This window comes from Corynebacterium diphtheriae, assembly GCF_001457455.1.
Taxonomy (GTDB): Bacteria; Actinomycetota; Actinomycetes; order Mycobacteriales; family Mycobacteriaceae; genus Corynebacterium; species Corynebacterium diphtheriae.
This window is the reverse complement of record NZ_LN831026.1, coordinates 1,320,549-1,336,411: the sequence shown is the minus strand read 5'-3', so window position 1 is coordinate 1,336,411 and position 15,863 is coordinate 1,320,549. Positions and strand designations below refer to the sequence as shown.

15 protein-coding genes are annotated in these 15,863 nt (G+C 48.7%); 12 read left to right on the top strand and 3 right to left on the bottom strand.

Annotated features, from left to right (window positions below; all coding sequences use genetic code 11):
* Positions 1 to 8: 8 nt before the first annotated feature.
* Entirely contained in the window at positions 9 to 608 is a 600-nt protein-coding gene (gene nusB / locus AT687_RS06480; protein ID WP_014306937.1) for a transcription antitermination factor NusB, read from the top strand.
* Between the two features lie 52 nt (positions 609 to 660).
* Here nusB and AT687_RS06475 read toward each other — a convergent pair whose 3' ends face one another.
* From AT687_RS06475 to AT687_RS06465, 3 genes are read right to left on the bottom strand one after another with little or no spacing between them, the layout of a single operon-like run.
* Complete coding sequence (locus AT687_RS06475; protein ID WP_227882410.1) at positions 661 to 1,074, bottom strand: hypothetical protein; 414 nt, start codon at positions 1,072 to 1,074, stop codon at positions 661 to 663.
* The gene (locus AT687_RS06470; protein ID WP_003851654.1) at positions 1,071 to 1,508 is read right to left on the bottom strand and encodes a YbjN domain-containing protein; all 438 of its coding nucleotides are present in this window, start codon (positions 1,506 to 1,508) and stop codon (positions 1,071 to 1,073) included. Before AT687_RS06470 ends, AT687_RS06475 begins: the two co-directional genes overlap by 4 nt.
* 5 nt (positions 1,509 to 1,513) lie before the next feature.
* Positions 1,514 to 2,875 (bottom strand): TIGR01777 family oxidoreductase, encoded by a 1,362-nt coding sequence (locus tag AT687_RS06465; RefSeq protein ID WP_014306936.1) that lies wholly within the window; start codon positions 2,873 to 2,875, stop codon positions 1,514 to 1,516.
* Between the two features lie 264 nt (positions 2,876 to 3,139).
* Between AT687_RS06465 and pyrR the strand changes: the two genes are divergently transcribed.
* From pyrR to metK, 11 genes are all read left to right on the top strand, one after another.
* On the top strand, positions 3,140 to 3,712 hold the full coding sequence (gene pyrR / locus AT687_RS06460) for a bifunctional pyr operon transcriptional regulator/uracil phosphoribosyltransferase PyrR (protein ID WP_014306935.1): 573 nt from the start codon (positions 3,140 to 3,142) through the stop codon (positions 3,710 to 3,712).
* Entirely contained in the window at positions 3,712 to 4,653 is a 942-nt protein-coding gene (locus AT687_RS06455) for an aspartate carbamoyltransferase catalytic subunit (protein ID WP_003851649.1), read from the top strand. Before pyrR ends, AT687_RS06455 begins: the two co-directional genes overlap by 1 nt.
* Before the next feature lie 24 nt (positions 4,654 to 4,677).
* Entirely contained in the window at positions 4,678 to 6,024 is a 1,347-nt protein-coding gene (locus AT687_RS06450; protein ID WP_014306934.1) for a dihydroorotase, read from the top strand.
* Between the two features lie 155 nt (positions 6,025 to 6,179).
* Positions 6,180 to 7,319 carry a glutamine-hydrolyzing carbamoyl-phosphate synthase small subunit gene (carA, locus tag AT687_RS06445; protein WP_014306933.1) on the top strand — a complete coding sequence of 380 codons (1,140 nt, stop codon included), beginning with the start codon at positions 6,180 to 6,182 and terminating at the stop codon, positions 7,317 to 7,319.
* Between the two features lie 20 nt (positions 7,320 to 7,339).
* Positions 7,340 to 10,696, top strand: a complete 3,357-nt coding sequence (gene carB / locus AT687_RS06440) for a carbamoyl-phosphate synthase large subunit (protein WP_014301953.1) — start codon at positions 7,340 to 7,342, stop codon at positions 10,694 to 10,696.
* A complete protein-coding gene (gene pyrF, locus AT687_RS06435; protein WP_014306932.1) occupies positions 10,693 to 11,541 on the top strand; it encodes an orotidine-5'-phosphate decarboxylase in 849 nt (282 codons plus the stop codon). The genes carB and pyrF overlap by 4 nt, the downstream gene beginning before the upstream one ends.
* A 348-nt stretch (positions 11,542 to 11,889) precedes the next feature.
* Positions 11,890 to 12,213 (top strand): integration host factor, actinobacterial type, encoded by a 324-nt coding sequence (gene mihF / locus AT687_RS06430; RefSeq protein WP_003851636.1) that lies wholly within the window; start codon positions 11,890 to 11,892, stop codon positions 12,211 to 12,213.
* A 3-nt stretch (positions 12,214 to 12,216) separates the two neighbouring features.
* The gene (gmk, locus tag AT687_RS06425; protein ID WP_003851634.1) at positions 12,217 to 12,792 is read left to right on the top strand and encodes a guanylate kinase; all 576 of its coding nucleotides are present in this window, start codon (positions 12,217 to 12,219) and stop codon (positions 12,790 to 12,792) included.
* Between the two features lie 73 nt (positions 12,793 to 12,865).
* Positions 12,866 to 13,144 (top strand): DNA-directed RNA polymerase subunit omega, encoded by a 279-nt coding sequence (gene rpoZ / locus AT687_RS06420; RefSeq protein ID WP_003851632.1) that lies wholly within the window; start codon positions 12,866 to 12,868, stop codon positions 13,142 to 13,144.
* A gap of 101 nt (positions 13,145 to 13,245) precedes the next feature.
* Complete coding sequence (gene coaBC, locus AT687_RS06415) at positions 13,246 to 14,490, top strand: bifunctional phosphopantothenoylcysteine decarboxylase/phosphopantothenate--cysteine ligase CoaBC (RefSeq protein ID WP_014310468.1); 1,245 nt, start codon at positions 13,246 to 13,248, stop codon at positions 14,488 to 14,490.
* Positions 14,491 to 14,630: 140 nt separating this feature from the next.
* A complete protein-coding gene (gene metK / locus AT687_RS06410) occupies positions 14,631 to 15,863 on the top strand; it encodes a methionine adenosyltransferase (RefSeq protein ID WP_014319120.1) in 1,233 nt (410 codons plus the stop codon).

Genomic DNA, 15,863 nt, shown 5'->3' with positions numbered 1-15,863 from the left:
GTAACAAAGTGAACCCTGAAGATGAAAATACCTCTCAGTCGAAAAAACCGGCTGAGGAATTGAAGTCTCAAGAGACTAGGTCTTCTTGGAAACGTCGTGGTAGCCGCTACAAAGCGCGTAGGCGTGCGGTGGATATTCTTTTTGAGGCAGAAATGCGGGATATCGACCCCGTTGCTATCGTTGAAGACCGAGTTGTGCTTTCGCGACTAAACGGAACAGACGTGAATCAAGTTCCTAGCTACACTAAAGAAATTGTTTCTGGTGCAGCTATGGAGCTGGACCGAATCGATGAACTGATTGCAGCCCATTTGGCCGAGGATTGGTCGTTGGAGCGGATCATGACTGTTGATCGCGCAATCCTTCGCGTCAGTGTCTGGGAATTGATCTTCAATCCCGATGTTCCTTTGGCTACCGCAATTATCGAAGGCGTAGAACTAGCGAGTGAATATTCAACGGATGTATCACCAGCATACGTTCACGCGCTTCTCGACAGTATCGCTAAGAATATTGACGAATATCGGGCCGGCTCGGTGACACCTGTTGAAAACAGCGAAGCCGAAGCGGCTAGTTATCCAGTTGAAGAATCAATCGAAGAAGACTCACAGTAGTCTTTCTTGAAAAATGTGGTGGTCGCACGTGATTGTGCGACCACCACATTATTTATATCGCCGTTGCTTTAGCCCAACTGTTTTGTAAATCAAGCACGTCATTAACGCTGTTGGACAAGCACATATGTAGTTGAGAATCAGTAAGCCCTGCAGCGCTGCAGATATCCACTTCTGCACGCATTATAGGGGCGGCTGAATTATCGACTACAAAAATACCACCGCGTACTGTGCGATTATTTACTTCATTAGCGGCAAGATAAATTCTTGGATCGCTTTTTGTCTCTGAGAGGTATCGATCGGCCCGGACTATCAGTACACTTGGCAAAACAATGAACTGGAAATTAAATCCATTAATGTTTGCAAAACCAACTGATGGTCCAGTAGGCGTGATATGCAAGGTGATTTCAAGCGACTTCATCTCTTTAACCACTCGTTCAATTGAAATCGCTGTAGGTACGTCCATCATTGGTTCTCCCAAGTCACTCGATGTGGGAATTGTGAATCAAAATGATTCCAGACGCCCACAAAGGAATCGATAGTTGACACGGTAAAGGCACCCAACTGGTTGAAACTTACTCCAGCACTTGTGTCGAAAGATCGTTGCGTTGTTACATGAAGGAGATTGTCACTTTCTTCGTGGAAACTGACACAAGGCAACAGTGTAGTTTTATTCCACTCATTGCACACCGCAAGTAGCTGTGCAGCTTCGTCTAGAGCTAATGTTGCCCGCCATGCACTACCCATATAGACCATATGCTCCATTTTTTGAATAGTGATTGATTGGTTGATAAAACCAGTAGTAATACATTGATCTGTACGGACAAATTTTAAATTTTCGTCCGTAAGAATCTCCTCGATAGTGGAGATATTCCAGGTCGGTGCGATAGTAAGTTTATTCATTGTTATTAAATATCGAGAAGGTTTTCGCCACCGAGTTCGTGTGCCAGGCAACTACGAATATCGACATAGCGAAAGTAGTGGTTCAAATTGTTTAAAACACGTGGCTGGACGCGTTGATCCGCTAAGGCTAATTCCTTTGCCCCCTGTTGTCCAAGCAGAATTGCTGGACCTAAAGATGGAATCGTCATTTTTGCCGGTCGCTTGAGCTCTTTCGCAAGTGCATCGACAAAATCTTGATTTTTGATTGGATTAGGGGCTACTGCATTGATAGCACCTGAAAGCTTTGGATCAAGCACAGCACGAATATAAATATCGCAAAGATCGTCAATAGCAATCCATGACATCCACGGATTGCTGCCGCGAAATGGTCCACCAAGTCCTACAGAAAACACAGCTTTAAGAACTGGAAGCATTCCGCCACGACCGCTCATTACCACACCCGTCCGAATGTTGACGATACGCTTATTTGAGGTCGCATCCGTGCGGCTGGCTGCTTCCCATTCTTCGCACACACCGGCTAGGAAGTCGTCGCCTTGAGTGGATCCTTCATCAAGAATTTCGTCTCCACGCGCATGTCCGTAGTATCCGATCGCAGAGGCGGACACCATTGTGTGGCAGGTACTGCTTTTTTGAACTAATTGGGATAACTGCCGAGTAGGCTCAATCCGAGAGTCTCGAATATCGGCTTTGTGTGCATCATTGAACCGTCCTAGGATGGGTTCACCGGCAAGATGAATTAAGGCATCGAGGCCCTCAAGTAGATTTGGCGCTGGGTGTGCAGGATCCCAATGACGCTGATGCGGTTTGGATTCGCCGCGTACAAGTTGAACGACAGTATGGCCAAGGGTAGTTAACTGTGCTGTGAGTGCTCGCCCGACGAGCCCACGAGAGCCGGTGAGTCCAATGGTTAATGGCGTCGATTCAGTGAGATTACTTCTTGTCAATTCATAGAATCGTTGCTGCGCCTGAATATCATTGATGAGTTGATGCTGACGATATGCAAAGGCTGGAGATAACGTAGTGCGTGGTGCTCGCGTGTGCACTGTATCAGTGATAAGTGTGCCGCTGGGGTGATCAGTAAAGTCGTGTATGTGGCGCCATGAAGCCAAAGACTTCACTGGGGCATTGATGCATACATCCGTAAAACGATGATGCTGGATATACCCGCTGAGATCGTGACGAGCTTCCCATCGTAGTCCAGCCGGCAACGCAAAAACTGTTGTTCCTTTAGCTAATGAGGTTGCTTGCTCAATGGGGCGTAGAGGCAAAAAAGGAGGAGTAAGCCTAAATACTGCTCCGGGTCGGGTATGCCATTCCCATACATCTATACGTGGTGCTGGGATGACATGGCTTGTGTGAAGACTCATGAATGCCTTTCTCGCCGATAGGTTATCTGTTTGAGGATACAGAAAAATCGTTGAGGAATAACAGGTCGGTTTAGGAAAAGTAATTATTTTTCATGCGCATTCGGGGGAGAAGATGAGTAAGACCGTGTGAAAAATCTGTTGTGGTGTTATTGTTTTTCTAGCCTTAGTTCGTCTTAGTGCTTACTTAGGTGCAGAGTACTCTGCAAATATCATGAATCGGCATCCTTTAACAGACCGCACAGAGAGGCGGGAAAGGAGGTCACGATGAGTGAAAACAATGGCGACAATATCGAACTTCTTTCGGAAAACGATGTTGCTCGTACTATTGCACGCATCGCGCACCAAATTATTGAAAAAACTGCGCTCGACGCACCAGGTACAAAGCCCGTTTTGCTGCTCGGTATTCCTTCTGGTGGAGTGCCTATCGCGTCTCAACTTGCACAGAAAATCAAAGAATTTACCGGAGTTGATGTCCCGGTTGGTTCACTAGATGTAACCCTGTACCGTGACGATCTGAGAAAAAATCCCCATCGTGCGTTACAGCCAACTAACCTCCCGCTAGATGGAATAAATGGGCATCATATTATTTTGGTAGATGATGTTCTTTATTCTGGCCGCACAATTCGTGCCGCTCTTGATGCACTTCGCGATATCGGTCGACCAGATATTATTCAGCTCGCTGTATTGGTGGATAGGGGCCACCGACAGTTGCCTATCCGCGCAGATTATGTTGGCAAGAATTTGCCTACTTCTCGTGGCGAAGATGTTCAAGTGTTTATCAAAGAAATTGATGGCCGAACAGCCGTTGTCTTAACTCGTGGCACGGAGGAAGCATAGTGAAACATCTATTATCTATTGCTGACCTTAGCAAAGATGACATCATTGGTTTGATGGATGAAGCGGATCGTTTCCGAGAAGCACTCTTAGGGCGTGATATTAAAAAACTTCCTACGCTTCGCGGTCGGACAATTTTTACCCTTTTCTACGAAAATTCGACGCGTACACGTTCATCATTCGAAACAGCTGGAAAATGGATGAGCGCTGATGTTATCAACATCTCTGCTGGCTCATCTTCTGTTAAAAAGGGTGAATCCTTAAAAGACACTGGCCTGACGTTATCTGCGATTGGTGCAGATGCCATTGTTATGCGCCATTACTCATCAGGGGCGGCTGAACAACTAGCTCGTTGGGTTGCTCCAGGTGGAGTAGGGCCGAGTGTTATTAATGCTGGTGACGGTGCGCATCAACATCCTACTCAAGCATTATTGGATGCTGTCACGATTCGTCAACGCTTAGGTGATATCGATGGTCGTAAGGTTGTGATTGTTGGCGACTGCTTGCATTCGCGAGTGGTACGTTCCAACGTAGATCTTCTCACCACTTTGGGAGCCGAAGTAGTTCTCGTTGGACCCCCCACGCTATTGCCTGCTGGTATTGATACATGGCCAGTTCGTTATTCCTATGACATGGACGCCGAAATCTATGACGCAGATGTCGTCATGATGCTCCGAGTCCAGCAAGAACGGATGCATGGTGGATTCTTTCCGACACACCGTGAATACGCCACCCTCTATGGCCTTTCAGCAGAGCGCGAACGAAAGCTCCAAGACCATACGATCGTGATGCATCCAGGCCCAATGTTAAGGGGAATGGAAATCAACTTCGGAGTGGCCGATGCGCCTCGTACCGCTGTATTACAGCAGGTTAGCAATGGGGTGCACACCCGAATGGCCGTTTTGTTCACTCTTATCGCTGGCCAAGACGCAGCGGCATTTTAAAAAACTCAAGGAAGAGCAGCAACTATGAGTACTCAAAATTATCCAGCAACTGGCCGACTCGCCGAGCCGGAACATGGCACTCTGCTAGTCAAAAACGTGAAGATCTACGGAGAGGGTGAGCCTGTCAATGTCTTGATCACTGATGGGGTGATCACTGACACTCACGCTGGTGATGTAAAAGCAGATCGTGAAGTCGACGGACAAGGCGGAGTTTTGCTTCCTGGCCTTGTAGATATTCACGTTCATCTTCGGGAACCAGGCCGCGAGGATACTGAAACAATTGCGACTGGTTCAGCTGCCGCTGCGAAGGGCGGTTTCACGGCTGTATTCACAATGGCAAACACAACGCCGGTAATGGATCAACCGATTATCGCAGAGTCAGTGTGGCATAAAGGTCAAGATATTGGACTTTGCGACGTTCACCCTGTCGGATCGATAACAAAGGGTCTTGAGGGCAAAGAAATCACCGAATTTGGCATGATGGCACATTCTCAGGCCAAGGTTCGTATGTTCTCCGATGACGGAAAGTGCGTCGATAATCCACTGATCATGCGTCGAGCAGTTGAGTATGCACGGGGTACGGATGTGCTACTAGCACAACATTGCGAGGATCCTCGATTGACTGACGGGGCAGTCGCTCACGAAGGCGCAATGGCAGCCAAACTCGGTTTGGGCGGTTGGCCACGCGTTGCAGAAGAGTCGATCGTGGCGCGAGATGCAATTTTAGCCCGCGATTATGGCGGCCGTATGCACATCTGTCATGCTTCAACACAAGGAACTGTTGAACTTGTTAAATGGGCGAAAGAACATGAAATTCCACTGACAGCCGAAGTTACTCCGCACCATTTATTGCTAACTGATGAACGACTCGCCACATATGACGGTGTAAATCGTGTCAATCCGCCACTTCGTGAAAACTCCGATATTCTCGCATTACGTGACGCATTGCTCAACGGAACTATTGACTGCGTAGCAACTGACCATGCACCGCACGGGTCCGAAGATAAATGTTGCGAATTTGAACATGCGAAACCAGGTATGTTGGGCTTGGAGACTTCCTTAGCAGTGGTTGCAGCAGTCTTCGTGGAAACTGGACTCGCAGATTGGCGTTTTGTAGCCAAAGTCATGAGTGAGCGTCCTGCAGAAATCGTCAAACTTCCTGGCCATGGCCGGCCAATCGCAGTCGGTGAGCCAGCGAATTTAACGATCGTAGATCCAGGCGCCAAGTGGACTGCTTCGGGTGAAAAGATGGCGTCCAAAGCAACAAATACGCCATATGAGGGCATGGAATTTAATGCGCGGGTAACGACCACGATTTTGCGCGGTCGTCTGACCTGTGTCGATGGTGAACCAACTCAAGCACGAGCGTAACGAACAAACGGGTGTAAAAAGCGCTAAGTCTGAGAAAATTGGGTAACTTATCCACCAGCTGGCTTTATCGCCTGAGCACCTCAAAACGCACAAAGTGAAACGCGGATATTGCGTTGATATCCGTGTACCCAAAAACAAAAGTGAAAGGCGACAGAGTGACGTCCCAAGATCGAAGTGAAGCCGTACTTGTGTTGGCAGATGGCCGTATATTTAAAGGAGAGTCTTTCGGCGCGGAAGGAGCGACTCTAGGCGAAGCAGTTTTTACTACGGCAATGAGTGGTTATCAAGAGACCATGACAGATCCGTCGTATCACCGTCAGATTGTGGTAGCTACGGCTCCGCAGATCGGTAACACCGGCTGGAATGATGAAGACGGTGAATCCCATGGTGACAAGATTTGGGTTGCTGGTCTTGTGATTCGGGATTTGTCTACGGCTGTATCTAACTGGCGCGCAAAGCGCAGCTTGGAAGATGAAATGCGCGAACAGAACATTGTCGGAATTTCTGGTGTGGATACACGTGCAATAGTCCGGCATTTACGTAATTTCGGTTCAGTCGCTGCAGGTATTTTCTCAGGAGAGGCGGCGAAGCAGCCTCATGATGAGCTCATTGAGATAGTAAAATCACAGCCTTCAATGGCCGGAGCAGACTTAGCTAGCGAGGTATCTACCCAAGAAGCTTATGTCGTAGAACCAGACGGTGAAGCACTTTATACCGTTGTTGCTTATGACATGGGTATTAAGACGAACACTCCTCGTAATTTCTCCCGTCGTGGAATTAGAACGGTAGTCGTTCCTGCAAATACTCCTGCAGGGGACATCGCTCAATATAATCCCGACGGTGTTTTTGTATCCAATGGTCCTGGCGATCCAGCTACTGCTGATGTGATGGTAGGGATCGTGCAAGAAATTCTGGCACAGAAAATTCCATTTTTCGGAATTTGCTTTGGCAACCAGATTCTTGGTCGTGCACTAGGAATGAATACCTACAAAATGAAATTTGGCCACCGTGGTATCAACGTTCCTGTTTTGAATCATCTCACTGGGAAAATTGATATTACAGCGCAAAACCATGGATTTGCACTAGAAGGCACAGCGCTTGAGCAATTTGACACGCCGTTCGGCCCTGCCCATGTAACGCATACTTGCCTTAACGACGACACTGTGGAAGGTGTAGCGCTGGTGAATGGTTTGGCTTACTCAGTGCAGTATCACCCTGAAGCCGCAGCGGGCCCGCATGATGCAAATCCTTTGTTTGACCAGTTTGTCGAGCTTATTCAAGCAAATAAGAAATAATCACCAGGAAGGTAAAAATAATGCCAAAGCGCAATGACATCAAACACGTCCTGGTTATCGGTTCCGGTCCAATCGTTATCGGACAAGCGTGTGAGTTTGACTATTCCGGAACACAAGCGTGCCGAGTTCTTAAAGAAGAAGGACTTCGTGTCACTTTGATCAACTCGAATCCGGCGACAATCATGACGGATCCAGAGTTTGCTGATCATACATATGTTGAGCCGATTGAGCCGGAATATATTGAAAAGATTTTTGAAAAAGAGATCGCTGAGGGACACCCCGTTGATGCTGTCTTGGCAACACTTGGTGGGCAAACGGCATTGAATGCCGCTATCAAATTAGATCGTCGCGGATCTCTCGAAAAATACAACGTAGAACTCATCGGTGCAGACATCGACGCCATTGAGCGCGGCGAGGACCGCCAGAAATTCAAAGATATCGTTGCGAAAATTGGCGGCGAATCAGCGCGTTCCCGTGTATGCCACAATATGCAAGAGGTATATGACACCGTTGAAGAGCTCGGCCTTCCGGTAGTTGTACGCCCTTCCTTCACTATGGGCGGTTTGGGGTCCGGACTTGCCTTCAATCAAGAGGATCTCGAACGAATTGCCGGCGGTGGACTCGCAGCGTCCCCCGAAGCAAACGTGCTTATTGAAGAATCAATTCTTGGCTGGAAAGAATATGAGCTTGAGCTCATGCGTGATGGTGCTGATAACGTTGTGGTTATTTGTTCCATTGAAAATGTTGATGCACTAGGCGTACACACAGGTGATTCTGTTACTGTCGCTCCTGCTTTGACTCTGACTGATCGTGAATACCAAAAGATGCGTAATCAAGGCATCGCGATTATTCGTGAAGTAGGGGTCGACACCGGTGGATGTAACATCCAATTTGCGGTAAATCCACGTGATGGTCGTTTGATCACCATTGAGATGAATCCTCGTGTATCGAGATCATCCGCTCTTGCATCGAAAGCAACGGGATTCCCCATCGCTAAGATTGCTGCCAAGTTGGCTATCGGATACACGTTGGATGAAATTACTAATGACATCACCGGTGTTACGCCGGCGGCTTTCGAGCCGACGCTCGATTACGTAGTAGTCAAGTCTCCGCGCTTTGCGTTTGAGAAATTCACAGGATCCGACGACACCTTGACTACAACGATGAAATCCGTTGGCGAGGCAATGGCTCTTGGCCGTAATTACATCGCGGCGTTGGGTAAAGTCATGCGTTCGCTAGAAAACAAGCAAGCTGGCTTCTGGACAACAAGTGATGAATTCTTTGCTGGGGATCGCGCTAAGAATCTTGACGCAGTGTTAGAAGATCTGAAACGCCCGACAGAAGGGCGGATGTATGACGTGGAGCTGGCTCTTCGTCTTGGAGGCTCAATTGAAGAAGTACATCAAGCGTCTGGACTTGATCCATGGTTCTTGGCGGAGCTTCAGTCATTAATAGATTTCCGAGAATCCTTGATGAAGGCACCGGTGCTGGATGAGCCGTTGCTTCGAAAAGCCAAGTTCTTCGGATTGTCTGACCGCCAAATCGCGGCCCTTCGTCCCGAATTTGCAGGGGAAGACGGCGTTCGTCGCTTGCGATGGTCATTGGGAGTACGGCCAGTATTTAAGACTGTAGATACGTGCGCTGCAGAATTTGAAGCTACGACTCCATACCATTATTCAGCATATGAACTCGATCCAGCTGCTGAATCGGAAGTACGTCCTCAAACTGAAAAAGACAAGATCATCATTTTGGGATCAGGTCCGAACCGAATCGGCCAGGGTATTGAGTTTGACTACTCATGTGTTCATGCTGCGCTCGAACTTTCACGGGTGGGGTATGAGACAGTTATGGTTAACTGCAACCCAGAAACCGTGTCGACAGATTATGACACCGCTGACCGTCTGTATTTCGAGCCACTGACATTTGAAGATGTTATGGAGGTCTACCACGCCGAATCAGAATCTGGACATGTTGCCGGTGTGATCGTTCAGCTTGGTGGACAAACCCCACTTGGACTAGCCGAAAAGCTTCGTGATGCGGGTGTCCCAGTCATTGGTACTACTCCAGAGGCTATCGATCTAGCTGAAGATCGAGGAGAATTCGGTGAAGTATTGCGTAAAGCGCAATTGCCAGCTCCAGCTTTCGGTACCGCTACATCATTTGAGGAAGCTAAAACTGTTGCCAATAACATTGGTTACCCAGTATTAGTTCGTCCATCTTACGTCTTGGGCGGCCGTGGCATGGAAATCGTATACGACGAAAATTCCTTGCACGCGTACATCGAGCGAGCTACCGAGATCACGAGTGATCACCCAGTGCTCGTGGATCGCTTTTTAGATAATGCGATTGAAATTGACGTTGATGCGCTTTGTGATGGCGAAAATGTCTACCTTGCTGGTGTTATGGAACACATTGAAGAAGCTGGTATTCACTCCGGTGACTCTGCTTGTGCGCTGCCACCTATGACGCTAGGTGCCGAAGATATCGAAAATGTCCGTCGCTCAACAGAAGCGTTGGCACATGGTATCGGCGTTAAAGGATTGATGAATGTTCAATATGCCTTGAAGGATGACATTCTTTATGTGATTGAGGCCAACCCTCGTGCATCTCGTACAGTGCCTTTTGTCTCCAAAGCTACGGGTGTCCACTTAGCAAAAGCAGCAGCGCGAATCATGACTGGGGCAACGATTCCTGAGCTTCAAGCGGAGGGAATGATTCCAACCGGTTACGATGGTGGTTCTTTGCCAGAGAATTCGCCGATTGCGGTGAAGGAAGCAGTACTTCCGTTCAATCGATTCCGTCGTCCTGATGGCACAATGTTGGATACTTTGCTAAGCCCTGAGATGAAATCAACGGGCGAAGTCATGGGGCTGGCTGATAATTTTGGTGCTGCATATGCTAAGGCAGAGCAGGCGGCTTTTGGTGCACTTCCAACTGAAGGCACTGTCTTCGTATCAGTAGCAAACCGCGATAAGCGTACTTTGATTTTCCCAATTCAGCGCCTAGCTTCACTTGGATTCCGAGTACTGGCAACATCAGGCACAGCCGGAATGCTACGTCGCAATGGTATTGAATGCGAAGTTGTATTGAAGCAGACCCAAGTGCAGGAAGCACGACAAAACGGCACTGAGGGTCAGCGTTCCGTAGTCGATATGATTAAAGCCGGCGAGGTGGACCTCATTCTTAATACACCTGCAGGGTCTTCAGGAGCGCGTCACGACGGTTACCAGATTCGCGCAGCGGCAGTCAACGTTGGTGTTCCTCTGGTTACTACCGTGCAAGGTGTTACTGCGGCAGTACAGGGAATCGAAGCGCTTAGGGCTGGCGAGCTCAGCGTTCGAGCGCTGCAAGAGCTAGATCATTCGGTGACTCGATGATTCAAGAGCGAAAAAATCTAGTTACATTCGGCGATCAACTGGTAGAGGCTGGTCGCCGGCTGGGCCGGTTGTGCGTCGGAATAGATCCTCACCCTAGCTTGCTCAAGCAATGGGGATGTGACGATGGAATAGCAGGATTGCAGAGGTTCACTGAAATTTGCGTCGAAGCATTTTCTGGGAACGTGGCGCTGGTGAAACCTCAAGTAGCTTTTTATGAGGCGTGGGGTGCTGCGGGCTATCAAATTCTTGAATCGGCGATTTCAGAGCTACGACAGGCAGGAACGCTTGTGTTGTCAGATGCAAAACGCGGAGATATCGGCTCTACAATGGCTGGTTATGCTCAAGCATGGTTGGCAGAAGAATCCTCGTTGAGCTCTGATGCGGTGACCGTATCCCCATTCCTCGGTTACGGTTCGCTTTCACCAGTACTTGAGGTAGCTGCATCTACCAATAAAGGTGTTTTTGTTTTGGCGGCCACCTCGAATCCAGAGGCGCGATCTTTGCAGGATCGTATTGGTGAAGATGGACTGAGCATTTCGCAATTGATGGTGGATTCGGTCGCGCTTTCAAATCGAGAGCATAAAGAAAATAACCACTACGGGAATGTAGGTGTTGTAATTGGAGCAACCTTAGCGCATCCACCGCAGTTAGAGAGGCTCAATGGGCCGATCTTGTTACCGGGGGTCGGTGCACAAGGCGCAACACCTGCCGATGTTGCTCGATTAACGCAGGGAGTTCAGGAGCTAGCGTTTGCCAATGTCTCGCGTGGAATTCTCAAAGCAGGGCCTTCTACATCTGCGTTATCCACCGCCATTAGTAAATTCGTAGAGGAATTTACTAATTAAATAATCCCAGCTCAGCGCCCTTGTTGCTAACCGCAGGTAGGAAAGCTCCGACCTGCGGTTTTGCAATGTCTTAGGGTGATTACCTGTTGGTATGCGAACTGGTGCTAGACTGATTCGGACATCAACGCGATTTCAAAGTGTCGTGTGAATTATTTTCGAATTTTTCGGCAATGTTTTGAAGTCCTACTCATCCGAAGTGGCATAACTCAGAAGTGGTGTAGTTGTATTTCTGATCGTTGTGACCATGGGTGTCCTGCCCACTGTGGTGGAGAAATGTGTATCGTTGATTCTCGGCAATATGCCGATGCTTAAAGTGAACCAAAATAAACTTCGAATCGGAGGAACCCCGTGGCCCTTCCCAAGTTGACCGACGAGCAGCGCAAAGAAGCACTTGCAAAGGCTGCTGAGGCCCGCAAGGCACGTGCAGAGCTGAAAGAGCAGCTTAAGCGCAGTGACATTACCCTCAAGGAGGTGCTCGACAAGGCCTCTTCGGATGAGATCATCGGTAAGACTAAGGTTTCCGCACTCTTGGAGTCCTTGCCAAAGGTAGGCAAAGTGAAAGCCAAGGAAATCATGGAGGAACTTGAAATTGCTCAGACCCGTCGTCTGCGCGGTTTGGGTGATCGTCAGCGTCGTGCTCTGCTCGAGCGTTTCGGATACTCGGAGGACTAATTCATGAGTGGCGATAACCCAGTAGGCCGTCTGGTGGTACTCGCAGGGCCTTCTGCCGTGGGTAAATCCACGGTGGTTCATCGCCTCCGCGAAGAAATTGAAGACCTCTACTTCAGCGTATCTATGACCACGCGTGCTCCTCGACCAGGAGAGCGCGATGGCGTGGACTATTTTTTTGTGTCACCTGAAGAGTTTCAATCCAAGATTGATGCGGGGGAGATGCTGGAATGGGCTGATATTCACGGTGGTCTTCAACGTTCGGGAACTCCTGCGGGACCTGTTGAAGCTGCACTTCTGGCCGGTCGACCTGTTCTCGTTGAGGTGGATTTGGTCGGTGCGCGAAACGTGGCATCGCTAAAACCTGAATCTGAGACTGTATTTTTAGCACCGCCATCGTGGGAAGTTTTAGTGGAACGTCTGACAGGACGTGGTACTGAACCCGAAGACGTAATTACTCGTCGACTGGAAACAGCGAAGAATGAACTTACTGCTCAGCATGAGTTCAAACACGTTGTTGTCAATGAGGACGTGGAAAAAGCTGTGTCGGACATCAAGGAAATCCTTGTCGGCCGTCGTTAAAGCTAGCGCCTGCTACATTTTTGTGTAGCTGTTGAATCCGAGAACTATCAAGCTGTGAAGAAGAGGTGCCTCCGTGAGCAACGTGGCAGAGAACAATGACGGTGTATATGATGCACCAACCGGTATTACCGCCCCACCGATCGACGAGCTGCTGAAGCATGTTTCTTCGAAGTATGCTTTGGTGATTTTTGCTGCAAAGCGTGCCCGTCAGATCAATAGCTACTACCAGCAGGCAGACGAAGGCGTATTTGAATTCGTTGGACCATTGGTAACTCCTGAGGCTCAGGAAAAGCCGCTTTCAATCGCTATGCGTGAGATTGAAGCTGGTTTGTTGGACCACGAAGAAGGCTAAGGTCTTCGCGGCTTAGGCGGACCATAGTTGAAGCAACCCCCTTTGCACTATGTTTTAAACAGCAAAGGGGGTTCGTTTTACTCCAAAATAAGTGAGATTTTATGACGAATACTTCATTTGATAACAGCACAATTGTAGTAGGTGTTGCCGGCGGTATTGCTGCCTACAAATCCTGCCATGTAGTGAGAGGATTTAAAGAGGATGGTGCGAACGTTGTTGTTGTACCAACTTCTGCAGCATTGAATTTTGTTGGTAAGGCAACTTTTGAAGCTCTTTCTGGAAATCCAGTTTCTACTACCGTTTTTGATGCTGTCGATGAGGTCCGCCATGTCAATGTTGGGCAGCACGCTGATCTGATCGTCGTGGCTCCCGCCACAGCTGACCTGATTGCTCGAGTGGCTATGGGGCGAGCAGATGACCTATTGACTGCAACTTTACTTGTAGCTACTTGCCCAATTGTTTTGGTGCCAGCAATGCATACAGAGATGTGGAGTAACGCCGCTACCCGTGAAAACGTTGCTACGCTGCGTCGCCGGGGCATCATCGTTATGGATCCAGCTCACGGTCGTCTCACAGGCGCAGATACTGGCCCAGGGCGTTTGCCTGATTCCGATCAAATTATCGATTTTGCTAAAACTGTGGCACGCACGAAAGTCATGCCTCGCGATCTTGTGGGTAAGAAAGTGCTAATTTCGGCAGGAGGCACTCAAGAGAACATTGATCCTGTGCGTTATGTAGGCAATAGATCGTCAGGTAGGCAAGGATTCGCGCTAGCAGAGATCGCGTCACAGCGTGGGGCCGAAGTTACCGTCATTGCCGGTGCGACAGATAAGCTTCCGGTTCCTTGTGGTGCACGAGTAGTGAATGTTACATCGGCGGTGGAAATGCAGCGGGAATGCATGCGGGAAGCACGTAATAGTGATGTTGTGATTATGGCTGCTGCGGTAGCGGATTTTCGTCCGCGTGAAATTGCCTCTGCAAAGATGAAGAAGGGGGTGGCTGACTCTTCACTTCAAATGATATCGATGGTGGAAAATCCTGATATTTTGCGAGGACTTGTCGAACAACGACAAGGTGAAAAACCTGTCATCGTTGGGTTTGCAGCTGAGACTGGGGATGCGAATCATACGCCCTTAGAGTTTGCTCGACAGAAGTTGAACAGAAAAAAGTGCGATCTTTTGATGTGTAATGAAGTCGGCGTTGACAAAGTATTCGGTAAGGCGGATAACAGTGGATATCTATTGTCTCGTCAAGGAAACGTTGAGGAAATCTCGCAGGGATCGAAACACTGGATTGCTTTTAATATTTTAGATCACGTCGTAAGGTTGCTAGAAGCCGAGATGTGACTGATCTCGCGAATCTTGTCTTTTTAGACAGCTTGGTCTATATTGAGTGAAATCAGCTTAAACGGTGAGGTCTTTATTGCGTAAAAGCTTTGTCTGACGGAAGCCGTTTAAATCAATCTTTTTCACTGAAGGGCAATCGAGTGTCTGAAACTGCTGCCTCCGGCTTGCGTTTGTTTTCTAGCGAATCGGTTACCGAGGGGCATCCAGACAAAATCTGCGATGCGATCTCGGACACCATATTGGATGCCTTGCTGAGCGTGGATCCTCACGCTCGCGTGGCTGTGGAGACTGTCACCACAACAGGTTTAGTTCACGTTGTGGGAGAAGTTCGTACCTCCGGCTACGTGGAAATTCCGAAATTGGTTCGTGACAAACTAATTGAAATTGGGTTTAACTCTTCTGAAGTTGGCTTTGACGGTCGCACCTGTGGTGTGAGCGTATCCATTGGTGAACAGTCTCAGGAAATTGGTGCTGGTGTTGATCAGTCCCATGAGGTTCGTTCGGGCGAGAATACAGATGCAGATGACCAGGCTGGGGCGGGCGATCAGGGGTTAATGTTTGGCTACGCTACGAACGAGACAGCCACGTTGATGCCTTTACCTATTGATTTGGCGCATCGACTTGCTCGTCGCCTGACTCAGGTGCGTAAGACCTCTGTTGTTTCCCATTTGCGTCCTGATGGAAAAACTCAGGTAACACTTGCGTATGACGAATCAGGTCGCCCGGTACGTTTGGATACGGTAGTTGTTTCAACTCAGCATGACCCTGATGTAACCCAGGAATGGCTGTTTGCTCAGATTAAAGAGCATGTTGTTGACTGGGTGCTTCGCGATTCAGGCTTGGAGTCCACACTCGATATCAGCGGTTATTCATTGCTGGTTAATCCATCGGGTTCCTTTGTTGTTGGTGGCCCCATGGGCGATGCTGGGTTGACGGGACGAAAGATCATCGTCGATACCTATGGCGGCATGGCGCGGCATGGTGGCGGTGCGTTCTCTGGAAAAGATCCTAGTAAAGTAGACCGTTCAGGTGCGTACGCTATGCGTTGGGTTGCTAAGAATATTGTTGCTGCGGGATTGGCTGATCGAGCAGAGGTACAGGTTGCTTATGCGATTGGTCGTGCAAAACCTGTCGGTTTGTATGTCGAAACTTTTGGAACGGCCAAATTTGGTTTGACGGATGAACAGATTCAAGATGCAGTATTGCACGTGTTCGATCTTCGTCCTGCAGCGATTATTCGAGAGTTGGATCTTCTTCGTCCGATTTATGCTGGTACGGCCGCCTATGGCCATTTCGGACGCGATGATCTGAAGCTGCCTTGGGAAAATACGGATCGAGCAGAACAGTTGCGTGACGTGTTGTCTTTAGGCTAA